At 70.1% G+C, this 24,667-nt stretch carries 20 protein-coding genes; 12 read left to right on the forward strand and 8 right to left on the reverse strand.

Annotated elements, in window-relative coordinates; all coding sequences use genetic code 11:
* Positions 1-268: 268 nt before the first annotated feature.
* Positions 269-898 (reverse strand): DUF6000 family protein, encoded by a 630-nt coding sequence (locus ACFVGW_RS27440; RefSeq protein ID WP_385853811.1) that lies wholly within the window; start codon positions 896-898, stop codon positions 269-271.
* Between the two features lie 274 nt (positions 899-1,172).
* A complete protein-coding gene (locus ACFVGW_RS27445; RefSeq protein WP_385853812.1) occupies positions 1,173-3,950 on the reverse strand; it encodes a hypothetical protein in 2,778 nt (925 codons plus the stop codon).
* 58 nt (positions 3,951-4,008) lie between these two features.
* Between ACFVGW_RS27445 and ACFVGW_RS27450 the strand changes: the two genes are divergently transcribed.
* Entirely contained in the window at positions 4,009-4,572 is a 564-nt protein-coding gene (locus ACFVGW_RS27450; RefSeq protein WP_385853813.1) for a hypothetical protein, read from the forward strand.
* Between the two features lie 68 nt (positions 4,573-4,640).
* Here ACFVGW_RS27450 and ACFVGW_RS27455 read toward each other — a convergent pair whose 3' ends face one another.
* The 4 genes from ACFVGW_RS27455 to ACFVGW_RS27470 all read right to left on the reverse strand — a co-directional run bounded on the left by ACFVGW_RS27455 (position 4,641) and on the right by ACFVGW_RS27470 (position 10,133).
* The gene (locus ACFVGW_RS27455; RefSeq protein WP_385853814.1) at positions 4,641-6,377 is read right to left on the reverse strand and encodes a type IV secretory system conjugative DNA transfer family protein; all 1,737 of its coding nucleotides are present in this window, start codon (positions 6,375-6,377) and stop codon (positions 4,641-4,643) included.
* 23 nt (positions 6,378-6,400) lie between these two features.
* The gene (locus ACFVGW_RS27460; RefSeq protein ID WP_385853815.1) at positions 6,401-8,509 is read right to left on the reverse strand and encodes a peptidoglycan DD-metalloendopeptidase family protein; all 2,109 of its coding nucleotides are present in this window, start codon (positions 8,507-8,509) and stop codon (positions 6,401-6,403) included.
* Positions 8,510-8,515: 6 nt separating this feature from the next.
* The gene (locus ACFVGW_RS27465) at positions 8,516-9,202 is read right to left on the reverse strand and encodes a hypothetical protein (protein ID WP_385853816.1); all 687 of its coding nucleotides are present in this window, start codon (positions 9,200-9,202) and stop codon (positions 8,516-8,518) included.
* Positions 9,203-9,413: 211 nt separating this feature from the next.
* Positions 9,414-10,133, reverse strand: coding sequence for a hypothetical protein (locus ACFVGW_RS27470; protein WP_385853817.1), 720 nt, complete (start codon positions 10,131-10,133; stop codon positions 9,414-9,416).
* 325 nt (positions 10,134-10,458) lie between these two features.
* Between ACFVGW_RS27470 and ACFVGW_RS27475 the strand changes: the two genes are divergently transcribed.
* The 11 genes from ACFVGW_RS27475 to ACFVGW_RS27525 all read left to right on the forward strand — a co-directional run bounded on the left by ACFVGW_RS27475 (position 10,459) and on the right by ACFVGW_RS27525 (position 22,770).
* The gene (locus tag ACFVGW_RS27475) at positions 10,459-12,171 is read left to right on the forward strand and encodes a conjugal transfer protein (RefSeq protein WP_385853818.1); all 1,713 of its coding nucleotides are present in this window, start codon (positions 10,459-10,461) and stop codon (positions 12,169-12,171) included.
* Positions 12,172-12,286: 115 nt separating this feature from the next.
* A complete protein-coding gene (locus ACFVGW_RS27480; protein ID WP_383571215.1) occupies positions 12,287-12,556 on the forward strand; it encodes a TrbC/VirB2 family protein in 270 nt (89 codons plus the stop codon).
* Positions 12,557-12,651: 95 nt separating this feature from the next.
* Positions 12,652-13,203, forward strand: a complete 552-nt coding sequence (locus tag ACFVGW_RS27485) for a hypothetical protein (protein ID WP_383571212.1) — start codon at positions 12,652-12,654, stop codon at positions 13,201-13,203.
* A gap of 7 nt (positions 13,204-13,210) precedes the next feature.
* Positions 13,211-16,207: an ATP-binding protein gene (locus ACFVGW_RS27490; RefSeq protein WP_385853819.1), complete on the forward strand. Its 2,997-nt coding sequence runs from the start codon at positions 13,211-13,213 to the stop codon at positions 16,205-16,207.
* 39 nt (positions 16,208-16,246) lie between these two features.
* Positions 16,247-16,786: a hypothetical protein gene (locus tag ACFVGW_RS27495; RefSeq protein ID WP_385853820.1), complete on the forward strand. Its 540-nt coding sequence runs from the start codon at positions 16,247-16,249 to the stop codon at positions 16,784-16,786.
* Positions 16,787-16,872: 86 nt separating this feature from the next.
* Positions 16,873-17,400, forward strand: a complete 528-nt coding sequence (locus ACFVGW_RS27500) for a hypothetical protein (RefSeq protein WP_385853821.1) — start codon at positions 16,873-16,875, stop codon at positions 17,398-17,400.
* 64 nt (positions 17,401-17,464) lie between these two features.
* A complete protein-coding gene (locus ACFVGW_RS27505; RefSeq protein WP_385853822.1) occupies positions 17,465-19,744 on the forward strand; it encodes a hypothetical protein in 2,280 nt (759 codons plus the stop codon).
* Positions 19,745-19,756: 12 nt separating this feature from the next.
* Positions 19,757-20,374: a hypothetical protein gene (locus ACFVGW_RS27510; RefSeq protein ID WP_385853823.1), complete on the forward strand. Its 618-nt coding sequence runs from the start codon at positions 19,757-19,759 to the stop codon at positions 20,372-20,374.
* Between the two features lie 121 nt (positions 20,375-20,495).
* Positions 20,496-21,971, forward strand: a complete 1,476-nt coding sequence (locus ACFVGW_RS27515) for a WhiB family transcriptional regulator (protein ID WP_385853824.1) — start codon at positions 20,496-20,498, stop codon at positions 21,969-21,971.
* Positions 21,972-21,983: 12 nt separating this feature from the next.
* Positions 21,984-22,223, forward strand: coding sequence for a hypothetical protein (locus ACFVGW_RS27520; RefSeq protein WP_352190435.1), 240 nt, complete (start codon positions 21,984-21,986; stop codon positions 22,221-22,223).
* Positions 22,224-22,281: 58 nt separating this feature from the next.
* Complete coding sequence (locus tag ACFVGW_RS27525; protein WP_385853841.1) at positions 22,282-22,770, forward strand: cupin domain-containing protein; 489 nt, start codon at positions 22,282-22,284, stop codon at positions 22,768-22,770.
* Positions 22,771-22,865: 95 nt separating this feature from the next.
* Here the strand turns inward: ACFVGW_RS27525 and ACFVGW_RS27530 are convergent, their stop codons facing one another.
* Positions 22,866-23,249 (reverse strand): DUF4913 domain-containing protein, encoded by a 384-nt coding sequence (locus tag ACFVGW_RS27530; protein WP_383294101.1) that lies wholly within the window; start codon positions 23,247-23,249, stop codon positions 22,866-22,868.
* A gap of 222 nt (positions 23,250-23,471) precedes the next feature.
* Positions 23,472-24,593, reverse strand: a complete 1,122-nt coding sequence (locus ACFVGW_RS27535) for a threonine synthase (RefSeq protein WP_385853825.1) — start codon at positions 24,591-24,593, stop codon at positions 23,472-23,474.
* Positions 24,594-24,667: the final 74 nt, after the last annotated feature.

Below are 24,667 nucleotides of genomic sequence, written 5' to 3' on the forward strand. Positions count from 1 at the left end.
CCCAAGGGTACCGAGTGTCCTATGTGTACACAACGGCTGGACTCCTTGGTGGCGCCCGGCGCGTGCTGGACGAAGTCTTACCGTGCTGGATCGGTGCTGGATGAGAGCGCCGGCAACCGCGTTCTCGCAGGTGGGAGCGCTGCGCTGACCGTTCCGCTTCAACGTGTAGTCGAACGTGCACGTCGGAAGGGGTCGGGCTCCTTGGGGTCCGACCCCTTCCGACGTCACCGTGCAGACGGTCGCCCCCCCACATGCTCGGCCGCTGCGGCTACGGCCGGGTCCAGCTGTTGGCGAAGTCGCAGTGGAGGTCCGTCCAGTGGCGAACCTCGTCGGGGGTGTGGCTGGGGTGGCCGAGGTGGTCCACGCCTTTGACCCAGTGGTCCCAGGGACCGTCGGGCTCGGTGAAGCGGTCGGCGTGGTGGCTGCCGAGGTGGGCATCGAGGCGGAGGAGGGCTCCGAGGGCGGCGGCCTGGTTGTAGTCGAGGTCGGTGCGGGGGAGGTAGCGGTCGAGGTAGGCGGTGAGGATCTCGGCGTCCGCGTGTGTGCCGAAGCGGGCCAGCGCGAAGCAGTAGGCGTTGCCGGAGTAGCAGACCTCGCTGGCCAGGAGCAGGTCGCCGATGTGTGCGCGGAACCGTTCTCGGCGGTCGACGCCGATCAGCCAGGCGGCGGTGAGCCGTGCACGCCATTCGTACCCGAGGAGGGCCTTCAGCTCCGCGTCGGTGATCGCTGAGGCATCAGCGATCAAGTGCCCGGTAAAGCGTCTGCGGTGCCACCACCGGGGGCCCAGGAACCGCCCGCCGTTCAGTACGAGGTAGCGCGGAAGGCCCCCGTACGTCCTCGTCACGTAGCGTGCGACGACATGGCCGTAGCCGATGTGCTCGGGGTGCTGGGACGGCATCTGTCACCTCTCCTGGTGCAGGTCGGTACGGTCGATCCAGGTGGGGGCGTCGGAGGCATGCAGGAGGGACCAGGTGCGGGACTCCTCGACCGGCGCCCCGAGGATGACGGGAAGCCGGGATACCGCGACGTCCTGATCATGGCCTTCACCGCGATGTGATCCCAATCTGGTGGATGGGTGGCGGGATTGAGGTGATCCACGACAAAGGCTGTCCGGCCCACGCAATGGCGTGGGGCGGACGGCCTTTGTCGTTCCGCGGTGGGCGGTGCCGGGCTCAGTCGCCCAGGCCGGGGTCGCGGGTGGGGCCCGGGCGTTGCTGGTCCGGGGGAAGCTGCGGGGGCTGGGTGGGGGCGGCGCTGCTGCTCCTGCGGGCCTGGGGCACACCCATCTGCCACAGGTGCGCGTCCGGGGCCCCGCGGCCGGGGGCCGGCTCGGGAGCCGCAGGTGCCGGCTGCTTCGGGACCTCGGCCGCGGGCTCCCGCTGGGGTGCCGTGGGCGCGAGGGTGGGCGCGGTGCCGGGCGCCGGCGAGGGCGTCGGCCCGGTCGTGGACCCCGCCTCCGCTGCCGCCTCCGGACGCTTCCATCGGTCCGGGATGTCCGCCCTTCGCTGCACGGCGTTCACGTCACCGGCCTGCTCGGCCGCCACGGCACGCGCCTTGAGCGCGCTCTGCCGGGCGATGGGGGAGAAGCCCGGGGCGGCGTTGCCGGTCTCGGCGGGCAGCGCGCGGGCGCCCATCTCGTTCAGCCGCCCCTGGAGGCCCTCCTCCGGCGGGAAGATCTCGCGCGGGAGCTGCCACGACGCGGCTCCGTCCACGTCGACGCGGTGCTCCTGGCCGTCCTGCGTACGGAAGGTGAGACCGTAGCCGATGTACTGGTCGTCCCGGTCGAAGCGCAGGTCGCCGCTGATCTGGCCGCCCTGGTCCCGCACCTCGTTCGCCAGAGTCTGGACGGCGGACGGGAGCGGGTTGGTCCGCCCGAGGCTGGCGACGTAGCCGTCGCCTCTCAGTTCCATCCGCTCAGGCGGGTCGCCCTTCGTGTAGGGGACGCGGAACGACGTCCGTCCGTTCTCGTCCTCGAACGTCTCGATCGCACCGACGCGCGCGTCGATGAAGGTGAGGCGCCCGCTCTTCCGGTATGTCTCGAGCATCTCCCGGTACTGCACCTGGTGCTTCAGCGCGGGCGGCGGTGCCGCGCCGATGATCGTCACCTTCGCATCGGGGTCCTTCAAGAGGATGATCTCCGCGTTGGCGACGCCGGTCCCTCCCGAACCCGCGACGATCCAGTGGTTGGCGTCCCCCGGACTGAAGCGGCTCTCCGCGACCTCGTCGCCCATGAGCGCCCGGCCGGGCGCCGCCTCCCGGGCCGACTCCCACTTCTGGGTCGCGTCGAGGATGGTGAAACAGTTCTCCATGCGCGCGGCGGGCCCTTCCCCGAGACCCGCCGTCAGGGCGTCCTTCAACGGGGAGGACTGCAGAGTCTTCAGCAGCCCCGCGGCGTCCTGCCCTCCCCGGTCGGCCTCGGTGAGCCGCGTGCGCAACTCCTCGGCCCCGGTGACGCCCGCATCCTCCAGCTCGTGCAGCCGCTCGCTGATCAGCCGCACGGCCTCACTGCGGCTCTCCACGCCGTTCGCGCCGCGCGGCATGCCGGGGACCACCTCCGGCGGCAGGCCGGTCGCGACGCTGGGTGTACCGTCGCACGCCACGCGCAGCGCCGCACCGCTCGGGTTGCCGTCCCTGTCGAACGGCTGGACCTCCGCCTCCAGCCCGTCCTGCCCGAGCCTCAGCTGCGCCTGTCCGTTCACCACCGGCCCCTGGGTGGCCAGTTGGTCCTCCCAGAGCCGTACGGCGTGGATGGACACCCGTTCCCCGGGCTTCGACACCGCCTGGTACGGGTCGACGCCCATCCACTGCTGGAGGTCCCGGTCCTGGTCGGCCGACTGGACGATGCCGGCACCGGGGTCGAGGTGCCAACGGCCCACGCCGTCCACGAGCAGGGCCTCCGGGTTCCGCCCGGCGAGGCTCGCGCCGCCGCCGATCACCACCTGACGCCGGGGGAGTTCCCCGCCCTCCGCCTCCTGCTGGATGTTCTCCACGGTGTGGTCACTGACCTGTGCGCGGTGCTCCGCCCACTGAGGTGCGGCGGCTTTCAGCGAGTCCCGCGGGTAGGGCACCCCGTTCTGGGCGTAGCCAGGCATGGGCATGGTCACTTCTCGCCTCCCGATGAACGCCTCGACCTGCCGCTGGGCGACGAGAGCGGCCTCACGGGCGGCCTGGAGAGAGGTGGCGTCGGCGGGGTCGAGCTGCTCGATGGGGCGGGCGAGTTCACGGACCAGGCGCTTCGCGCCGGGCGAGAGGAAGGGCCTCGACACGTAGCGTCGCGTTTGGGCCGATTCGAGATCGGTCGCATGCGCTTCCAGCTCGGAAGTGGGCGCGACCGGACGAAGGCCACAGTGGTCGAGCATGGCGGAGAGCTCGGCTCGTGCCCCCGCCCGCTGCACCTCGGACAGGCCGACGTCGTTGGCGCGCTCGGCGAGCCAGTTCAGTTCACCGATGCGGCCGTGGTCCTGGCTCGACAGTTCCGGCTGCTCACCGACCTCCGTCCCGCGCTCCAGGAGGCTTTCCCGCACCGGAGTCATCCCTTGGCCGGACCGGCCTCGTACGGCGAGAAGTTCCCCCACTTCGTGAGCGAGGACGCGGGTCAGGTGCTCGCTCGGGAGCCGGTCCGACACATGAAGGATGTACTCGTTCGACGTCGTGTTCGCCACGGAATTGGCGATCATCCCCGTCGGCATGGGGATGGCGTCCAACCAGAGATTGACGTCGTTGCCCCGGGAGTCCGTGAGGACGGTGAACTCCCTGTTGTCCTGCTTGGTGTATTCCGTCCGGATGGCCCCGAACCGGTTCCCCATGACAGCCTGCGCGACGGCGTTCAATTCGCTGCGGGCCGCTGCCATCAGCGCCGCCTGCTGGGCGAGGAATTCCGCGTCGGTGGCCGATGCGGCCTCCGGTGCGAGCACGTCCGCCTGCATGCGGGGATCAGTCGACCTGTTCACGTGATGCTCCCCCGTACTCTTCTCTGCGCATTCATCGAACAGACCGTAAGATCATGCCATGTTGACTGCACGCTCCTCGTTCGAAGCACACCTGTACATGGACCTGCACCCCTGTACGTGCGGTTCCGGCGACTTCGACCGCCGGCACCGGCTGGAGCAGCACGGCGACGACATCGTGGCCGTGTACGAAGGCGCGTGCCGGCAGTGCGGGACGACCCGTCGTTTCGCCTTCCGCATGGCCGAGGAGATTCCCCCGCCGCCACCTGCCTTCGGCGGGTCCCGGCCGTCCGAGATCATCGATCCCGGGGAATTCGCCGATGTCGCCTTCCGTATTTCGGAATCCGCAGGTCTGAGGCTTCTCAACTCTCCCAAGTCCGAGCACTACAAATTGCGGGACGCGGTGGCCTACACCGTCGCGGCTTTCGAGGAGATCCTCAAGTTCCTTCCTCCGGGCGAGGACTCCGTTCCCTTCAGTGCCTTCACCTCCGAGGTGGGCAAGGCCCGCTATCAGCGTGAGCCGGGAAACTTCGACCGGGACATCCTCGAAGGAAACGTCGAGGACGCGCTCGCCGTCCTCGCCAACATCGACAAGGCCGGCGGTCCCCCGCCCCAGGCACAGTGACCCCGACGGGCCGAGAATGACACCGGGCGGCGAGGCATCTCGCCTCGCCGCCCGGGGGTCGTGGTGTGTCAGCGCTTCGCGCCCGGGTCGAACTTCGCCAGGGACGCCGAGACCGACTGCGCGTACGGGCCCTCCCACCAGGGGATCGTCTCCACCAGGACCGGCTTCGTGCCCGAGGCCAGGACCAGGGCGCGGCCCGGGGGCATCGAGCCCAGGTCCGAGACGTGCAGGACGCGTTCGCGGCGGACCGACTCGTTGACCGTGCGGTTGCCGGACCAGTGGCCGTGCTCCGATTCGCGGGTCGTGGAGTACTCGCGCAGCTCGTACTCGCCCGCCAGGTCCGACAGGTCGCCCAGGAAGCGGGTGTCGGAGACACCGCCTCCGTACACGCGGACGTTGGCGGCCGACCACAGCTTCTCCATGCCGCGGTCGCCCCACACCTCGACGCCCTGGGCCCAGGACTGGAGGATCGTCATGAGGATGATGCCGCGCGAGCCGTAGTGCGAGTACAGGTCGGGCAGGGCACGCCAGCGGCAGACGTTCGCCGCCTCGTCCAGGACGCCGACCATGGGCAGCGGGAGCCGGCCGCCGCGCTGGGTGGTCGCGTACTCCTCCGCCGCCTCGACCGTCGCCACCGTCAGGGCCGTGACCAGCGGGCCGGCCGAGTCGGTGCCCTCGCGGGAGAGGGAGTAGAGCGTGCCCGGGGTGCGGACGAACTCGTGCGGGTTGAACTGCGGGCGGGTGTCCGCCGGGCCGTTCGGCGTGACCCACTTGTTGATCTCGGGGTTGATCAGGCACGACGCCATCTGCTGGGCCACACCGTAGATACCGCTGCGCTGCTTGTCGGGAGCGGTGATCACGCCGTTCAGGGCGTCGGCCGGCATCGTGTGTCCGGCGCCGCGCAGGATGCGCTCCGGGGTGTCGTCCTTGGGGTTGGACAGCCAGGTGTACACCTGGGTGATCGCCGCGTTGCCGGTGGCCGCCGCGAGGAGCAGGTTGGCGAGGAGGTCCTGGCCCGCCGGGTCGAAGAACGCGTCGGTGGAGGCGTTCGGGTCGCGCGAGCCGGACGCGAAGTGGTCCGCCAGCTTGCGGGCCTTGGCGACGTCCGTGACGTACGACAGCGGGTTCCACCACCACTGGGGCGGCTCCGTCGCGACCTGCTGGGGGTCGAACACCCAGACCGGGCCGAGGACCTGGCGCGGACCGCGCGTGGCGTCCACGATGTCCCGCTTGTTGGAGGTCACGAGGACCGCGCCGGGGCCGTCGAGGATCGCGGGGATGGCGCGCCGCGTGGTCTTACCCGTACGCGGACCCCAGATGTCGACGTGCATGTCCTCGTAGGAACCGAAGAGCGGCTGCTTGCCCTTCACCGAGCGGCCGATGAAGACGCCCGGGACCCGGCTCGTCACGCCCAGGCGCTCGGCGATGGCCGCCGCGCCCTTCATCGTCAGCTTGCCGAGCTGCTCGCCCTTCGCCAGGTGCTGGGCGGCCGTGTCGACGTCCGGCTTCCGCTTCGCACGCTGACGCAGTCGGTAGCCCCACAGGACGAGGATGAGGAGCAGGACCGCCTCACCGGCGGCGATGGCGCTCGCCGCGCTGCCCGGCCACGCGTAGTCGCCCTTCACGAGGGCCACCGCGAACGAGAAGGGGTTGCCCGGCGGCGTCGGCGCGTCGTCGAAGGACGCGCCGAGGTGGGCGGCACCCCAGGCACCGCACAGCACGACCAGTACGACGGCGACGAGACCGGCTATCTCGTACGTCCAGTCGTCCTCGGCGCGCGGCTTCTTCTTCTGCTCAGCGGCCATCTCTCTTCCAGACCTTCCTCACGTCATGCATCTTTGTGACCGCCGGCCTCGGCCGGGTTGGTGCCGGGCGGGATCGGCACCCGGAACACGCCGGTGATCTGCCCCTGGACGTCCCAGGTGCTGAACTCGACGTTCTTGCCGGCGCGCGGCGCGTGCAGGATCTTCTTGCCCTTCGGGTCCCAGATGATCCCGACGTGCTCCGAACCGCGGGGGCCGGGCCGGAAGAAGATCAGGTCGCCGGGCTGCGACTTCGCGAGGTCCACCTTGCCCGCGCGGAGGTTCTTCTCCTGGTCGTACGTCACCGCACCGATGTTGATCTTGCCGCGGCTCGCCTGATAGTACGCCCACTGCGTGAAGCTGGAGCAGTCGAACGACGTGGGGCTGTCGCCCTGCAGGCGCGGCGCGCCCCACACGTACGGCTGGCCGATGCCCCGCTGCGCCCAGCCGAGCGCGGCGCGGACCACCGGGTCGTTCGAGTCGGGCAGGACACCCGTCACTCCGGCGCCGTCGGGGGCGACCGGGGTGCCGCCGCTGCCCTCTGCGCACTCCGCGTACGTGGCGTCCTTCGCGCCGCCGTCGCCGCCCGGCACGCCGCCGTAGTCGGGGCTCGCGGAGATCTTGCCGTCCAGCCAGGCCTCGGGGTCGACCATGCCGGGGCCGTTGTCCTGGCCGCCGACGAAGGGGTTGTCGACGCCGGGGACGCGGACCTCCCAGTGCAGGTGCGGTCCGCTGGTGTTGCCGGTCATGCCGACGGCGCCGATCCGGTCGCCGCGCTTGACCTGGTCGCCGACCTTGACGTCGAACCGGGACTGGTGGGCGTACTGGGTGATGACGCCGTTCGCGTGCTGGATGTGGGTCTCGTTGCCGTACGCGCCACCGCTGCCGGCCTTCACGATCTTGCCGTCCGCCGGGGCGTAGATGGCCGTACCGACGGGGGCCTCGAGGTCGAGGCCGGTGTGGTAGCCGAGGCTCCACATGCTGCCCTGCTTACGGTACTTGGTGCCGACCTTGTACGTGCCCTCCTTCAGCGGCCACTGCCAGTCCTTGCCGTTCGAGGGCTCCTGGGGCGCGAGGGGGGCGGCTGCGAGAGAGATCGGCTCTGCGCCGAGCGAGAGCGGTACGGCCTCGTCGAAGACTCCCTGTGCGGCCATCGCCGTCGTGGTCGTCGCGCCGTCACCCTCCAGCGGAGGCGTGGACCAGGAGCGCGGCGGGGAACTCGCGATGCTCAGCGCCTGGTTCGGCTGGGCGTTGTTGCCGACCGGCTCAGGGATGTCCGACTGCTGGCCGAGCGTCGGGAAGTTCGGGTTCTTCTCGACGGTCTTCTTGAGGTGGGCGTACCAGTCGTTGATCAGGTCCTTGTCGCCGGTCAGGTTGCCCCGGTAGCGGGCTGCCTGCGTGAGGACCACGCGCATGTAGATGGTGTTGCTGGCGAGGGAACCCGAGTACGACTGCAGCGCCTTCCAGGCGTTCGTCTCGACCTTCTTGGCGTGCAGGAAGTTGGCTGCGGCGAAGGCGGCGTCGTCGATGTTGTACAGGTCTTCCTTGCCGTCGCCGTTGCCGTCGTCCCCGTAGTCCTTCCAGGCGGGGTGGCCGAACTGGAGGATGCCCATGTAGCCGGCGCTGTTCTTGCCGCCGGGGGCCGCCGACGGGTCCTGCCCGTACTTGGTCTCCTGGTACATCTGCCCGACGATGATCGTCCAGTCCATGCCCTCGTAGCGGGCGGCTGCGCGCATGGCGGCGAGGATCATCTTCGGGGGTATCTCGTTACGTGCTGTCGAGCTCGGCAGGTACATCTTGCCCGCCGGGATGATCGGCGAAGTCGCCGCCGCGTCACTGGTGTTGCCGGCCTCGGTGTTGTCGCCGTAGTCACCGCAGGCAGCTGCCGCCGAACCGCCGCCGATACCGCCGATCAGGCCGCTGATCAGGACGAGCACGACGAAGCCGACGCCGCCGATCGGCAACGCGCCGCCGGCGCCGAGAAGCAGCCACAGCTTGAGGTTGCTCTTCTTCTCACCGCCGCCGCCCTGTCCGCCGCCTCCGCGCGCCGACTGGGCGACGTCCTTCGCGGCCTTCGCCGCCTTGGCGACCTTCGCGGCCTTGGCGGCGGCCGCGAGTACGGCAGGAGCGACCATCGGTGGTTACTCTCCCGCCTGGTCGGACGCGCCCACGTTGCCGAGACCGTAGATGGAGAACGCGGACACCTTCCAGCGGCCGGCACCGCTGTCCCGGACCGTGACGAGCCAGGAGTTGGTCTCCGTGTCGGTGTTCCGGCCGTCCTCGCTCCGGGCCGCCGTCACCTTCACAAGGCTGGAAACCGTCCTGCCGCCGTCGCGTACGAGATCGTCGGCGACCATCGCGTCGCGGAGCACGGTCGCGGTCCCGCGCGAGGCGCACTTGGCGGCCACGCACGTGTCCCACGCCTTGCCGGTGGGCAGCGTGGTCTCCTGCTCGAGGTTCGAGTCGCCGTCGGTGAGCGCGAGCAGCGGCTTGGCCCAGGAGGCGGCGTCGTCGGTGTGCGCGTACGTGCTGAGACCGGCCATGTAGTCGGTCATCACCTTGTGCGCCTGGGCGGCCTCGTCCGGGGAAATGATCGGCTTGACCGCGCCGGCGCCCTCGGACGTCCCGTCCGAGGGCTTGCCGTCGGTGGAACCCCCGCCGGAACCCCCGTTCGCGGGAGCGCTGGTGGCGGGCGGGTTCGCGGAGCCCTCGTCCGGGGTGTCGTCCCCGTCGAAGACGACCAGCACCAGCAGGGCGCCGACCATCAGGAGCCCCAGTACCGCCAGGGCGAGTGCCGCAGTTCGCTTGTTCTCGGCGGGTGACTCCACCGTCCCGGGCCTCCCTCAGTCAGGTTGTCGAGACACGGTAGGTGGAGAGTCGGCCGGTGGTCCGCATGTTTTCCCCGGCGGGGAATCAGCGGAGAACGACGGGGAATCGGAGGGTGGGCGGACGGAGAGCGGGTGTGTGGGGGAGTGGTGCAGGTTCTCGGCCGCGGGCCACCGGATGGCTGAGGAGCCGTCAGCGGGCCGCGTCAGGACGTCAGGAGAGGAGGAACCCGAGAAGCAGCAGGAGCACGACCACGCCGCCCATGATGTAGCGGGTCTTCGGGTCCTCGCGTTCCCACAGGTCGTGGACCACGGCCCAACCTGTGAGGCGGGCGGCGCGGCCGTCGTGGATCGACGTGGGGGTCTGAGACGCGTCGTGGTCGTCGTCGGCCGGATCGGTGTCCGCGGTCAGGTCGCCGGTGATCCCCTGCTGTTCCTGGGCCACTATCACCAGGCCCTCGAGGAGTTCGGGCATCGTGTTCGGGGTCAGGGGGTACGAGACCGTGCCGAACTCGGTCCGGAAGCAGAGGCGCGACTGCCAGGGGTTGCCGGGTTCGTAGCCGTCGATCCAGGCGTGCTGGGCTTCGTACGACGGCGGTGTCGGCGCGGCGGGGGCGGTCGCGGCGACCGGTGCGTGGGGTTGGGGCGTCGTCGGCTGCGCGGCGGCGTACTGCTGGGGTGCCGGTGCGTACTGCTGGGGTGCCGCCTCCGCCTGCGGGTACGGCTGGGGTGCCGCCTCAGGCTGCGGGTACGGCTGCGGTGCCGCCTCCGCCTGCGGGTACTGCTGGGATGCCGCCTCAGGCTGCGGGTACGGCTGGGGCGTCGGGGTGGCGGCGGGCGTGTGCTGCCCGGGCGTCGGTGCGGCAGGCGCGTACTGCCCGGGGACCGGTGCCGGGTACACGGGCTGCTGAGGTCCTGCGGTCTGGTCGCTCAACTCTCGTCCTTGGGAGGGTCGGGGACGGTTCGGGCGCGCCCGATGAGCGGGCAACCCCCGCATTGTGCCGAGCCCGCCCGCGTGGTGGACCTCCTCGCGTCCCGGGGATTCCCTCAGGGCCCTCGGGGCAGGGCCTTCCCTCCCCGTCACTTTCCTCGTTCTTCCTCGCCAGGACTCCTCGCTTTCCTCGGCGAGGAAAAACGAGGAGTCGTTGTCCGGTCCTTTTGCCACACTGCCCTCCGCACCTGGGCTCACCAGGGGCCCGCCGCGCCCGATCCGGCGGCCGGGGATCACACGGGATCACACGCGGGGGGAGACCGAGCCGATGACGGACCACAACAGCCCGACCGGCGGTGCCGGCGGGAACCAGCCGCCCGCCCAGCCCGGGCAGTTCGGGCCGCCGAACATGGCCGCCGGGCAGCAGCCGCAGCAGCCGCAGCAGCCTCACCAGGGTCAGGCGCCGCAGGCGCCGGGGCCGTACGGGTATCCGGCCCAGGCAGCCCCCGCTCCCGCGCCCGCCCAGCAGCAGATGGCGTCCGAGGCCGCGCGTGCCCAGGTGGCCGCCGCCTGGACACGGCGCGCCCCGCAGGCCGCCGTACCGCCCGCCGAAGCCGCCGTACCGGCCCTTCCGCCGCGCCAGAACCAGGCCCCCGGCGCCGCAGGCCCGAGCAAGAAGGACCGGCGCGAGCAGGCGCGGGCCGAGCGGAAGGCTGCGTACGAGGCGAAGAAGGCCGCGAAGGAGAGCCGTAAGGGCGGTGGCGCCTCCGCGCCCGGGACCGCACCCACGGCCACGTCCGCGCCCGCCGGAACCACCGCGCCCGCCGGAACCACCGCACCCGCCGGTGCCGCCCAGCACTCGACCGCCGGCGCCACGTTCGACATTCCTCGCCCCGGCGGCCGGCTGCCCGCGACGGGACGCGGCACGCACGTCGCGCTGCGTGCCACCTTGCTCTTCACCACCTGCGCCTTCGCGCTCGGTTCGTGCGGAGTCGTCGGCCTGGCGATCGGGAAGTCCTCCGATACGTCGACGGCCGCGCTCGACAAGAAGGACGTCCAGAAGTACCGGCTCACCGAGTTCCCGACCCGGTCCGCCGCCACGTTCGCCGAGAAGTACGCCACGCTCTGCATGACGTACGACCCGAAGACCGCCGAGCAGCGGCGCGACGACCTGGCCCGTTACGCGACCGCCGGAGTCGACCGCGACTGCGGCTGGAACGGGGTGGGCACGCAGAGCGTCACGGCCGCCACCTGGGACGGCAGCATCGAGGACCTCCCCGAGTACGGGAAGAACGGCCGCTATCTCGGAGTCCAGGTCACCCTGTCGACCGGGCGCGTCACCACCATCTCCGTGCCCGTGTACGTGGCGAATCCCGCCACCGGGTCGGGGCTGCGCATCGTGGGTGACGTCGGAGAGATGCCGCTGCCCGTCCGGGGCGACGCACCCGGGGTGGACAGGGGCTCCGAGACCATAGACGACGTGCTCTCGGACCAGCTCAAGGAAAAGGTCCTGCAGGGCTACTTCGTCGCCTGGGGTGCCTCCGACTCCACCGCGATGTCCCGCTTCACCACCGCCGACGCCACTGTCGCCGCGACCTCCGGGCTGGTCGGCGCGCTGGCCGAGCCCCAGATCCAGTTGGTCGAGGCGCTGGTGCCGGCCGGTGTGAACGGCGGCGACGGCGCGGTCACGTACAAGTACGGGCAGTCCGTCGCGGTGCGGGTGACCGTCGTCTGGGGTGGCGCCCGTTCCGAGGGCGGTACCGGCGAGGCCGCCACGGCCCAGGTCAAGCGCTCTTACCGGCTGACCGTCGTGAACACCGCCCAGGGCTGGTTCGTCAAGGACGTCCGCGGTGCGGTCCTCGATCCGGCGGGCGGAGCCGTCGAGGGCGACGAGCCGGGTGCCAGCCCGTCTCCAGGGCAGCAGACCCCGCCGGCAGGCGGTTCGGCCACACCGCCCGCCACCGGTGCGGCACAGCCGCCGGCCACGAAGCCCGCGACGAAGCCCGCGACGAAGCCGGGCGCGAAGCCCGGCAAGTCCTGACAGCACGTCCCGATGGGGAGCCACGCGTTCCCCGTCACCGAATCGCTCACGGCACTTCCCTCATCACCATCCCCATCAGCGGACGGCAGCGCACCGCAGAACGAAAGGACCCCTCATGTATCTGGCAGCGGAGACGACGCTGAAGAACATGTTCGGCGAGATCCAGGAGATCCTCACCACCATCGGCACGATGGTCGCGGTCATCGCCCTGCTCATCCTCGGCATCCGGATGCTGCTGTCGATGAAGCGCGGCGACGGCATGCGCGAGGCCTTCCAGGGCTTCGGCATGATCGCGCTGGCCGCCCTGATCATCGGTGGCGCGACCGGTCTCGCCGGTGTGCTGATCGACCTCGGCAAGCAGGTCGGCGGCGAAGGCGGCAACTGAGCCGCCTCGCCGGGACCGAGCCGTCCCGGCGACGGAAAGGCCCAGGCCGGCGAGAGAGGACGAGAAGAGAGGGGGACTGACCGATGGCGCAGGACATGTCGAGTGAGCCGGAGCCGATGGTCGCGTACGACCACACGGATCTGCTCAACCGGCCCAAGCGCATCTGGAACTGGGGCAACATCCCCCTTCCCGGACTGCTGCTGCCCGCGCTCGGCGCGGCGTTCGGGTTCGGTGTGGTGTGGATGATCGCGCTGCTCTCCCTCTCCGCCTTCGTGCCCTTCCTCGGCATGTCGGTGATGTCGGCGGCGCTCTACCTGGGGCCGCCCGTCGGCGTCTACTTCGTCTGGGGCCGGCCGCTCCCCTCCGCCCTCACCCTCAGCCAGCAGCTGGTGGTCTGGGCCGACTACTGGTGGCAGCCCAAGCGGCTGCAGGGCCTGGCCGCCGACCGCGAGCCGGAGGAGCTGCACTGGCAGGTGATCCTCTGGCAGCCGGGCGCACGGCGCTGGCAGCAGAGTTACGAGCAGGCGCTGGGCGAGGCCGCGCGGCACGGTTCGTCGTACGCCGCCGAGGAACCGCCGATTCCCGCGCCCACGGCGGGACGTGCGCCCGCCCCCACCGCCGTTCCCTCCACCGAGACCGCAGGATGACGACTCCATGTTCATGATGATCCTTCTGGGCGGGGCGGTCGCCTTCTTCGTGATCGCCATGATCATGGCCGCCACCTCCTCCAAGTCCAAAGGCGCCGACGGAAAGCAGGGCGGAGGCGGAAAGCAGGGCTCCGGCAACCGCGGGCGCTCCCAGGGCGACCGGTCGCAGGCGCGGCGCGAGGAGATGCGGCTGCCGTACCGGTACGCCGACGACATGATCTTCGTGCACGGAGACTCGGTGTGGACCGGCATCGTCCTGCCCACCTCGATCGACGAGTACCTCAACGCCACCGAGCTCCAGGCCATGGCCGAGGCGCCGGCCCGTGCGCTGCTCAACCTCGCCCGCGGCGACCGCAACGTCGAGTGCCACTACCGCAAGGTGTACCGGCCGATCACCGCGGTCGGCTGGGCCGAGGAGCTCAACGCCGTCGCCTGGGACCCGACCGAGAACTACAAGGCGTACAACTTCCGCAAGGCCGAGTACCAGGAGCGCATCGGGGCGATGCGCGAGCGGAACATCCTTCTGGTCAAGCTGGGCTCGCTCAAGCGCGGCTCCGGCGACGGCAGCGGTGTGCTGCCCGGCGGGGACGACCCGGTCGAGGACCTCGCCCTGTCCCGTGCCCTGACGGGTACGGCCGACAAGGCGACGGCCGCCGCGACCGGTGTGCACGGGGAGTACCTGTCGCCGGTCCTGCTGGCCCAGTGGACGCAGGTCGCGCGTGAGGTGCACGAGAGCCTGGAGAGCCTCGGCGGTACGCCGCTGGCCCGCGAGGAGCTGGTCTGGCTGATCCGCAAGCCGCTCCACGGCGACCTGCCGGTGCCGCCCGAGCCGGTGCTCGGCTCGCGCTCCTGGGGGCCGGACCAGTTCGACCTGGTGGTCGACTTCTCGGGCGAGAACCGCAAGACCCACATCGTGCTGCACCAGTACGACGAGGTCACGGGCGAGCAGCACACCAGCTACACGACGACGCTGGTCGCCGCCAACTGGCCGACGGAGACCCGGTTCCGGCAGTCGACCGCCTGGGCGCGCTACGCGGCGCAGAACGTCGAGTTCCCCGTCGAGATCGACATGCGCTTCACCCTCATCCCGTACATGAGGTTCAAGGACCGCGCCGGGAAGATCAGCGGCAACCTGGTGGACGAGATGAACGACATGGCCAACTCGGGCCGTTCGCCGGACACCAAACTGGCCAACCAGGTCACCCGCGCCCAGCACCTCGTGGACGACATCGAGGAGCACAAGATGCCGGGGATGGAGGCGCAGATCCGCTTCACCATCTCCGCGTCCGACCCGGCGGAGCTGGAGCGGCGCCGCCGCATCCTGGAGATGCAGTTCAAGCAGGACCTCAAGGTCACGCTGCTGCGTCCGACGCGCCAGCAGTGGCGGCTGCTGCAGTCGCAGCTGCCGGGCAACGCCCCGAAGCTGCCCATCGCGCCGTACCTGCGGCTGCAAGAGGTGGAGCAGCTCGGCGCCGGACTGCCGACGGCCGGTACGGAGCTGGGTGACAACCCCGAGCAGCGGTCCGGCAAGAAGCTCGGCTGGGTGGGCAACCTGGTCGGCTGGGCGGGCAAGATGCCGGTCCATTACTCCCTGCACGTGGGCCCGGCCCGTAACGACGGCGGTGGCCTCGCCATCGTCGGCGCGTCCGGTGGTGGAAAGTCCTCGCTGGCGCTGCAGAAGTTCTACGAGGAGTCGGAGTCGGGCGTCCGTTGCCTGGTCATCGACCCGAAGACCGACTTCGCGCAGCTCTGCTACTACCTGGGCTTCGGCGCGCAGGTGAACGACCCCGAGTTCGCGGGGGACGCGGAGCGGGGCGTGCTGGGGACGCCGGAGAGCCGGTTCCAGCCGGTGAACCCGGAGTTCTGGGCGGAGACGGAGGTCGTCGACCTTCTCAAGGGCCAGGCGGGTGTGCTCGACCCGTGGGTGATCGCGCGCGACGTGCCGTCGGGCCGGCTGCTGGCCGAGTCGATGCTGCGGGGCTTCCTCGGTGACGAGGACTACCAGCGCGTACGACTGCCCGTCATCGAGGCGATGGCGACGGTCGTCGGCTGGTACAACTCGGCCATCCGGCAGGCGACGGAGCAGGGCCTGAGCGCCCGGGACGCCGAGGCGCAGGTGCCGAGGCCGACGCTGTGGAACGTCGTCGACGAGGTGGTGCGGGCGTACGACCACGCGATCGCGACGAACGACCGCGAGGCGGCGAAGGACCTGAAGCTGGCGCAGATGCTGCTGACGGAGCTGCGGACGCTGCCGTACGCGCGACTGGCGTTCGCGGAGAAGCCGCAGACGCTGTCGGCGATGCGCAAGCGCCGGACGGTCATCACGCTGCGAGGTTTCCAGTCGCCGGCGGCCTCCGACCCGCGCAACTGGAACCCGGCCGAGCGGCTCGCGGCGACGGCGCTGATGGCGGTCGTCGAGCTGGGCAGCCAGATGCTGGACGTCGGGTACGAGAAGAACCCGGTGACGGGCGAGATCGGGCTGCGTCCGAAGGCGCTGTTCGTCGACGAGGCGTACGTCGTCACGGCGACGGAGAGCGGCCGGGACCTGATGCGAAGGGCGCTCAAGCAGGGCCGTTCGTACCTGGCGGTGACGGTGCTGATCACCCAGCAGGCCATCGACCTGGTCCAGATCGAGGACTCCGAGGCGCGCAGCGGTGGCGCGAACCAGATCCACACGGTGTTCGCGTTCAAGCAGAAGTCCGCTCAGGAGGCGTCCCTTGTGGCACCGTTGCTGGGCCGTCCGGAGTCGGACGCGAAGGTGGTGGGGGCCCTGCAGGAACTCCGCACGGGTGTCTGCCTCCAGCGCGACGCCGACAAGCGGGTGGGAACGGTGGCGGTGGACCTGGTCTTCAAGGAGATCCTCGCTGCCACGGACACCAACGGCACGACCCGCCCGTCGAGGCAGGGCGTGAACCCGCCGCTGAGCGTCTGGGACTGGACCTTCCTCCAGGAGGCCAACGACCTGGACCCCACGCCGGCCACGGAAGCCACGGCCGCGGTCTGACCTGCCTCGGCTCACCCGAATCGACCCAAGGAGAACCTCATGCGCCTGACGAAGAACCTCGCCGCCGGAGCGGTCGCGCTGACCGCGCTCGTGACGCTGACGGCCTGCGGCGGCGACAGCGACGGCGGTGTCAGCGCCGGCGACAAGGGTTCGTCGACGGAGTCGGGCCTGCCGAAGGCGAGCACGATGGCCGAACTCCAGAAGTTCGTTGTCGGGACGGGTGCGCAGTGTGATGAGTTCGGACCGTCCAACGAACTGCGAATGCTTGACGAATCCAGGGACCCTGCCTGGAGCATCAAGGAGCGCGGTGTTTGCAACGAGCGCCTTGTTCTTCTGCTCATCGACGACATGACGAAGTTCCAGGAGGCCGCGGCGAAGGCCAAGGGCAGCGCCGGCAAGTTTCTGATCGGAGAGAACTTCGCGCTTACCAACCTGGGCGGGGACGGACCGCAGTTGATGCAGAACGGCCTCACGCACTTGTCGTGCAGCCAGGAGGACCGGGACAGCCTGCCCAGCGGCTTCACGGCCAAGGACGCCTTGGTCAAGCCCTGCTTCACCACGGACTACCTGCCTGAGTAGTGGCGACCCTTCGCGCGCCGGGCCCGGTTCCGGTACCTCTGCCGTCCTCGAGGCCTTGTCGGCCCTCACGATTCCAAGGAGCAACCATGCGTCCGCGCAGGACCATCACCACAGGAGCCGTCGCGCTGGCCGCGCTCATGACGCTGACGGCGTGTGGGAGTGACGAAGGGTCCGCCGCAGCCGGTCCGCTGGAGGGCCTGCCCAAGGCGCAGACCATGGCCGACGTCCAGAAGGCCGTCCAGGAGCGCGGTGTCGCGTGCGGCAAGCTCCGACAGAGCGGCGACAACTCCTATATGGAGAAAGAGGCCAAGGATCCCGAGTGGGGCATCCAGGAGCGCGCCGTGTGCCGGGACGATTCGGGCAGGTCCGTGACCCTGCTGCTCATCGGTGACATGGCGAAGTTCCAGGGGGCGCTGGCCAAGGGCAGCCGCTCCTTCACGATCGGCCAGAACTTCGGGGTCGCCGCCGAGAGTGACTACGCCTCACAGAGCCTGATGCAGAACGGCCTGCTCACGGTGTCCTGCGACCCGGACGACCGTCAGGACGTACCCAGCGGCTTCGAGATCCATGAGGGTCTGGTCAAGCCCTGTTTCCTGACGAACTACGACGCGTAGTCGCTCCCCGCCCCGGAAAATCCCGGACCCTGGAAGGAAATCGATACCCGTGCGCCGTAAGGCCATGTCACGCGGAACCCGCGCTGTTCTCCGCTCGCCGGGCGGCCTGGTACGCGGTGCCGGGCGAGTCGTCAGAGCCGGCCTGTTCCTGGTTCTCGCGCTGGTCGCGCTGACCCTTTCCCTCCCGAGCACAGCGCAGGCCATCGACCTCGACTTCTCCTGCACGGTCACGGGCGACGACAGCTACAGCCGCGACACTCCCGGTGCGAACGGCGAGTCCATCATGCCCGCGGTCAATCAGTGGGCAGACAAGGAACAGCGCGCCAAGAACCTCAATGACACGACGGGCATGGTCACCGGCGCGGTCAGGATGGGCGAGGGGCCCGAGAGGTACACGTTCTACGAGATCAACGGCATGCGGGGCCTGAACTGGTCCATGGTCTACATGAAGCAGGGAAACGCCTCTGAGACCGATCCGGGTGACGAGGCGGCCGACGGCGACTGTTCGGTCATGGACATGATCAACAATGGCGTGGCCAACATGGTCTTCAACGGCACGAAGATCCTCTCTCGCTCGGCCATATCCATCAAGGAACTCGCGTCCAACCCGAGCCCTCTCAGCGGTCTGTACGAGGGGCGCAACAACGCCGTGACGGCGCTGCGTGACAACCTGTTCATCCCCGCCGTGGCCGTGATGATCATGCTCACCGGCCTGTGGGTGTTCACCAAGTGGCGTGCTCAGCAGATGCGCGAGGTCTGGTCCGGTGTCGGCTGGGCCTGCCTGACGACCATCGCCGTCGTCACCCTTCTCGCGGGCAGCGGTCAGAACACCAACTACCACAAGCTCATCGACGGGGCCGACACCGGCATCGGAAACTTCAACTCACTGTTGGCCGAGGCGGTCCTGTCGGGCATGCCCGGCGAAATGCAGCCGCCCTGCGACCTTCCCACGGACAACGGCATCCACAACCGAGGGCTTCGCGTCTCGAGTTGCGCCATGTACGACACTCTCGTCTTCCGGCCCTGGGCCCTGGGCCAGTTCGGCGAGAACGGCACGAACTGCATCTTCAAGAAGGACGGCGGCACGGTCGACAAGGGCACGTGCAAACCGGCCAGCACCAGCACCTCGTGCGACTACGGCCGAGGAGCGCGCTGTGAGGACCTCCGGGTCAAGCACGCCGAGTCGCAGTCCACGACCAACTTCGACAGGTACCCCCCGGGCCGTGCTGTGAAGGACGGGCCGGCGCCGGACGTCGACAAGAAGATGAAGGAGTGGGGTGAAATCCGGGTCGACATAGCGGGCGGCGAGGGGAAGGGATATCCGGACCAGGGCGACTACGCCGGGGACCAGGCCATCTACCCGGTCACCTTCAACGACTGGTCGGGGCGCAACAGCGGGTCTCGGGTCGGTCTCGCCTTCTACTCCCTGATCGCCGCCCTCATCGTCGGCATCATGGTCATCGTGCTCAGCGCGCTCACGCTGCTCTGGCACGCCGTGACTCTGATCCTCATCATCATGCTGCCGCTGGTCGCCACCCTCGGTATCCACCCGACTCAGCAGAAGCTCCTCAAGGGCTGGCTGCAGACGTTCATCCACAGCTTCGTGCTGCGAGCGGGCTTCGGGATCATCCTTACCGTGCTGCTGGTGCTCTACCAGATGATCCTGCCCTCCAGGATCTCCCTGGGTATGCAGCTCCTCATGCTCATCCTCGTCTCCGTCGCCGTCGTGATGATGCTCAAGAAGCTCATCTCCGGGGAGTTCAGCCCGAAGATCGCGGGCGCCGCCGACCTGGGCGTGGGCGACATGCCGGGTGCCGTCGCCGGCAAGGCCGTGCCCATCATGGGCGTCGCCGGACGGATGGGGGCCGGGGTGGCCAAGGCTTCCGGGCGGGTCGCCGGAAAGGGAGCCGGGTACGCGGCCCGCGGTGCGGACAAGAAGTGGAACGAGGGGCGGCTCCAGAAGGGCGGCTGGATCGGGCAGAACAACTCCAAGCGCCAGCAGCGCAAGAGCGCCCACCAAGGCCGGGCCATCCAGGAGGATTCGTACACGAAACTCTCGGACGACAAGAAGGACCCGACTGCCACCGACGCGTCGACCGCCAAGGAGACACCCCGCCGCACCGGCCGCGTCAGCCAGGGCAACACCACTCCGCCCCCGGCAGCCACGCCGGCGCCCGCGCCGCAGCAGCAGCCGGCGCCTCAGGTCGCGCCTCAGGCCGCCCCGCCGCGGCCGCCGCGCGTGCAGCCGGCGCAGCAGCCCGTGGTGCAGCCGCCCGCGCAGACGCAGCCGCCCCAGCTGCCCCCGCAGCGGCCGCCGGGTGACGACAACCGCATGCCCCGCTAGGAGATACGTTCCATGACACGAACCGACTCCGTCGTGGGGGCCGTACGGCGGCTGGTGCGGCAGGAGAAGAGTGATGCCTGGGCAGTCAAGCTGCTGCCCAGGATCGTCTTCGGCCTCGCGGGGGCGTACACGCTCTTCATCCTCGCCTCATCCAGCATGAGTTCGTTCATCACGATCTGCGCGCTGCTCGCTCTCGGGCTGCTCGTGTTCCTGTTGCGGCGCCGTGGGCAGTTGCTGCTCGGGCTCGGGGCGACCGTCCTGACCGCCGCGTTCTCCGGTTACCTCGCGGCCGTGGGGGACATCGCCCGGGGCGTGGCGGACGGGTGGCTCAGCGGGCAGGCGGTGCTCGGGCACTGGGCGCTCGCCGGGATGGCGCTGCTCGGGGCCTGGATGGTCAAGGAGCATCCAGGGCGGCGCGGGCTCACCGTCGTGCTCGCCGACGTGGCGATCCTCGTGGCGGCGGGTGTGGGGACCGTCGTTCCCGAGGTCGCCGTGCCCCTCGCGTTCGCGGGCGTCGTCGCGGTGCTCATGTTCCGGGGCGGCGGGGGCGCCGCCGCGGGGCGCTTCGCGCGGCGACTGGTGGGCCGGTCCCGGCGGTCCTCGGGTGACACCGAAGTGAACGGTTCGTAGAGCCGATGGATGTTCAGAAAGTATTTCGGCAAGTCGGTTACAGTCTGGAACAACTTTGCGGTCGCCATTTGCACTGCTCTAGAGTCCCCAGGTATCAAAAATTGCCACGGGGGGCACTTTCATGGTCACAACCGCTCGCAGGACCCGTCCCGCACCCATATCGCATGGTGCGTCCGCAGCTTCCCTCCCCTGCGGACGCAGGCCGGACATCTTCCGTCATCCTCTTCTGGAGAACCCGCCCGTCGCCGCGGCCGAGCTGCCCCTCCAGGGCCGGCGCGTCCAGGCTCTGGCCCACGCCGCCCGGCAGCTCTGCGCCTCCTGCCCGCTCCAGCGGGAGTGCCTGCGCGACGCCGTCCTCCGACCCGATCCGGGCGGGTACCTCGCCGGGACGACCGAGCAGGACCGGCGGCTCATCCGCCGTCAGCTCGGTGTCGGTACGCCCCACGGCGACCTGACCGCGCCCGTCGACCTCCGGCATCAGACCGCCGAACTCGACTCCGTACTCGACGCGTTCGCACCCATGCGTGCCGGTCGCCCGGCGAGCCACGTGGCGAGCCACGTCGCGAGCCAGTCCGTCGGCCGGTCCGCCGGACAGCCCGCGCGCCGGCCGGACCGGTCCGGTCTCCTGTCCTCGATTCCACCCCAGAAGACTCACCACGTAGCCGAGGTATCCATGGCGGTTCCGGCAGGCGATCGGATCACCTTCCCTCTCGACGATCCCGTTCTCGCCGTACAGAAGGCCGTCCTCGCGCCACTGCTCCACGCCGCGCTCCCCGCCCTCGAAGCCGCCGAGCAGCTTGCCGGGATGCTGGCGCACGTGCCGTCCGCCGGGTTGACCCCAGAGCTGGCCGAGGCGTGCCGCCGCGCGCGCCGCTGCCTGGAGACCTGGCGTGCGGAGTCCGCCGACGACGCGCCCCGACTCCCGGCGGACACCGGGCTCGTCGGCTCGGTCAGCGTCGAACTCGCCACCAGCGACCCGATCACCGCCCTGCGCCAGGACCTCTTCGAGCCCCTGCTGCGCCGCGTCTCGGAGTCGATCGTCCGCATCGAGTCCGTGATGTCTGTCCTGGACAGCACGGAGCGGACGGAGAGCGACGGCGCCGACAGGAACGCGACGCTGGTGGAGATCCGCGTCTCGCTGCGCGAACTCGCCACGCGCATCGAGGCGTACGAGAGTGGGCTGACGGCTCCTCTGCCCCGCCTGCGCGCCGTGGCCATCGGGGACGTCAGGGACGGGGTTGTGCGCGCCGTGCCGCCCACGACGAGCCTGCGCCAGGCCGTGGACCGGGCGGTCGTCTCCTTCCCCGGCCCGTTCACCGCCCGCGACGTGCTGCTCGCGCTGCCCCCCGAGGTGTTCCAGGAGTCGGCGAAGTCGATCAGCAATCTGCTGTCCGCCATGGTCAAGTCCGGTCGGCTCAGGCGTGTGTCCAGGGGTACGTACGCCGTGGAGTCCGTCGGAACCGTGGGACCCAGGGGTGCCGCCCAAGCCTTCGCAGCCGTGGGATCCTTGCAGTCCAGGGAACACCCCGGCCCCCGCGAACAGTCGGGCCGTTCCTTCGACGCTCCGTCACCCGGCGACCTCGCCGCGCACTCCTGAAAGGACCGAGTCGTGCAGCCCACGCCCCCGGCGGCCGAAGTCCGTATCTTCTCGCCCAACGCCGGCCTGATCGACGGTGTCCCGGTCACGGCGCCGCCGTACGGTGACATCCAGGAGGTCGTCATCTCGATCCTCCAGCAGCGCGCCCAGCAGTTCGGCGCGCCCGCCGCGGCCACCATCACCGACGACCGGTTCGGCGGCGGGATCCGTCTGCTGATCCACCCGGACGGCACGACGGAAGCGCTGGACTAAGGCCTTTCCCGACTTCCTGCCTTCCGGACTTCCCGACCGCCGTCCGCGCCGAACGGAGATCATCGTGTCGTACCCGGCAGATCGCTACCACGGCGAGACCGGTGAGGTCAGCGCCTCCTTCCGCCCCGTCGGCACCCCGGCAGACCTCACCGTCGCCAACGGGACGCAGACGCACTATCTCGCCACCACTGCCTCCACCGGCGGTGAGTTCGGGCTCTACCAGGTCGACATGACCCCCCGCGCCGGCGGCCCCGCCACGCACTTCCACAAGACGATCTCCGAGAGCTTCTTCGTCCTCGACGGGACCGTGCGGCTCTTCGACGGCAAGCAGTGGGTCGACGCGAAGAAGGGCGACTTCCTGTACGTCCCGACCGGCGGGCTGCACGCCTTCCGCAACGAGTCCGACGACCCTGCCTCGTTCCTGATCCTCTTCGCGCCCGGTGCGCCCCGTGAGGAGTACTTCGAGAAGGTCGGGACGGTGGCGACGATGACCGAAGAGGAGCGGACGGAGTTCTTCCTCAAGCACGACACGTACTGGACGGACTGAGGTTCGTCGCCCCGCCCGCGCCGCCCGCAGGATGTGGGCGGCGCGGGCGTGTTCGGGGAACGACTCAGGCCGCCTCCACCGACGTCCTGCGAGCGCTACGGCTGGGGCTCGTACGGTTCCAGAGGCAGCGGGTCGAAGGGATAGGCGGTGTGCCCGCCGACCTTGGGCGAGCAGGCGGCGAACGGGCCGAGGTCCGTGTCCATGAGCACCCGAAGGTGCGGATCGGCATGGTGCAGCCACCACGTCGACATGCCCAGAGCCGGGTCCTGGCGCAGGTGCTCCCAGGCCAGCCACATCGCGGAGAGCCGCGCTCCGGCCTCGGGGTGCTCCCACCACCGGGGGCACCAGGTGGCGGAGGAGCCGTTGACGCGGCGGCGGATCATAGGGACGAGATACTCGGAGACGAAGGCGAAGACGTCCGCGAAGTAGAACTCCGCTTCCTCGCCGTTCTCCTGCCCGTCCTCGGGACTCGTGCTCACGTACTGCCCTTCGTACTCAAGGAGAGGTTGTCGGTCACCGCTCATCGTCCGGGGACCTGGGCGCGGCCTCGATCTTCGCGGCGCCGGGGCGGTGACGCCCGGCGCACCTTCATAAGTGGTGCAGTCGACCGTACCTGGTGAGGACAGGCAGGCCCTCGCACGGGGAAAGCGCGAGGACAAGCGGGACAAGCATGCGAGGCCCCCACTCACCCCGTCCCCCGCTCACCCCCGTCCGCCACCCAGCCCCGTCTTCGCGCCCGCCCCGCACAGGGGCAGTACCGTCAGGCCCGGGCGGGGCGTGGAAGCGCGGGTCGCCGCCCAGCAGGCCGCGGCCGTCGGTTCCACGAAGAGTCCGCGTCGTGCCAGGTCCACCTGGGCGGCGTGGAGTTGGTCCTCCGTGACCGTGAGGAACGTTCCGCCCGTCGCCCGGACCGCCCGCAGGATCTGGGCGGCGCGGGGCGGGTTCGGGATGGCGATGCCCTCGGCGAGTGTGGGGCGGGCATCCGCCGGTTCCAGCAGGTCGTCCGCCCCCGCCGCGAACGCCTCGGCCAGCGGGGCCACCGCCTCCGCCTGTACGGCGATCAGCGCGGGGCGGCTGTCGATCAGTCCGTGGCCGTACAGCTCCTCGACGGCCAGGGCGGCGCCCAGGAGGAGGGTGCCGTTGCCGGCCGGTACGACGAGCGTGTCCGGGAGCCGGCCGCCGAGGTCCTCCCAGAGCTCGTACACGTACGTCTTCGTGCCGTGCAGGAAGTGCGGGTTGTACACGTGAGAGGCGTAGAACGTGCCCGGTTCGTCGGCGGCGTCCCGGGCCGCCCGCGCCGTGGCCTCGCGGTCGCCGGGCACGACCGTCACGTGGGCTCCGTGCGCCCGCATCTGTTCCAGCTTCTTGGCGGACGTTCCCTCCGGTACGTACACGACGCAGTCGAGGCCCGCCCGCGCGCAGTACGCGGCGATCGCCGTGCCCGCGTTGCCGCTGCTGTCGGCGAGGACGCGGGGCGGGGAGAGGCGGCGGGCGAGTTCGGCGAGCATCACGGCGCCACGGTCCTTGAAGGACAACGTCGGCATGAGGAAGTCGAGTTTGGCCGAGACCCCGTCGGTGAGCGGGACGAGCGGAGTACGTCCCTCCCCGAGCGTCACCCGAGGGGCGCCGGTCGCCAGCGGCAGCGCCTCTTCGTAACGCCACAATGAATTCACACGTGACGCAAGGGACGTGAGTGAAACCGGGGCGCTCGTGAACTCGAGATCCCAGGGACCGCGGCACTGCGGACAACACCAGGTGAGGGCGTCGGCGGGGGACCGGACCCCGCAACGGGGGCACACGTAGGCCGTCATGAGCGCCAGCATGTCAGCTGTGTGGCACACGTGTGTCGGGGCGCTCGGGACCCTTGTGAGATTCCTATGGATCCGTCAATCTTTCG

The organism is Streptomyces sp. NPDC127129 (assembly GCF_042671585.1).
Taxonomy (GTDB): domain Bacteria; phylum Actinomycetota; class Actinomycetes; order Streptomycetales; family Streptomycetaceae; genus Streptomyces.

Excerpts from the sequence above, each read along its gene's own strand:
- ACFVGW_RS27490 (WP_385853819.1), top strand. The coding sequence starts at position 13,211 with ATGTTCATGATGATCCTTCTGGGCGGGGCGGTCGCCTTCTTCGTGATC.
- ACFVGW_RS27495 (WP_385853820.1), top strand. The coding sequence starts at position 16,247 with ATGCGCCTGACGAAGAACCTCGCCGCCGGAGCGGTCGCGCTGACCGCG.
- ACFVGW_RS27510 (WP_385853823.1), top strand. The coding sequence starts at position 19,757 with ATGACACGAACCGACTCCGTCGTGGGGGCCGTACGGCGGCTGGTGCGG.
- ACFVGW_RS27440 (WP_385853811.1), bottom strand. The coding sequence starts at position 898 with ATGCCGTCCCAGCACCCCGAGCACATCGGCTACGGCCATGTCGTCGCA.
- ACFVGW_RS27505 (WP_385853822.1), top strand. The coding sequence starts at position 17,465 with ATGTCACGCGGAACCCGCGCTGTTCTCCGCTCGCCGGGCGGCCTGGTA.
- ACFVGW_RS27500 (WP_385853821.1), top strand. The coding sequence starts at position 16,873 with ATGCGTCCGCGCAGGACCATCACCACAGGAGCCGTCGCGCTGGCCGCG.
- ACFVGW_RS27480 (WP_383571215.1), top strand. The coding sequence starts at position 12,287 with ATGTATCTGGCAGCGGAGACGACGCTGAAGAACATGTTCGGCGAGATC.
- ACFVGW_RS27450 (WP_385853813.1), top strand. The coding sequence starts at position 4,009 with ATGTTGACTGCACGCTCCTCGTTCGAAGCACACCTGTACATGGACCTG.
- ACFVGW_RS27485 (WP_383571212.1), top strand. The coding sequence starts at position 12,652 with ATGTCGAGTGAGCCGGAGCCGATGGTCGCGTACGACCACACGGATCTG.
- ACFVGW_RS27475 (WP_385853818.1), top strand. The coding sequence starts at position 10,459 with ATGACGGACCACAACAGCCCGACCGGCGGTGCCGGCGGGAACCAGCCG.
- ACFVGW_RS27460 (WP_385853815.1), bottom strand. The coding sequence starts at position 8,509 with ATGGTCGCTCCTGCCGTACTCGCGGCCGCCGCCAAGGCCGCGAAGGTC.
- ACFVGW_RS27515 (WP_385853824.1), top strand. The coding sequence starts at position 20,496 with ATGGTCACAACCGCTCGCAGGACCCGTCCCGCACCCATATCGCATGGT.
- ACFVGW_RS27535 (WP_385853825.1), bottom strand. The coding sequence starts at position 24,593 with ATGCTGGCGCTCATGACGGCCTACGTGTGCCCCCGTTGCGGGGTCCGG.
- ACFVGW_RS27455 (WP_385853814.1), bottom strand. The coding sequence starts at position 6,377 with ATGGCCGCTGAGCAGAAGAAGAAGCCGCGCGCCGAGGACGACTGGACG.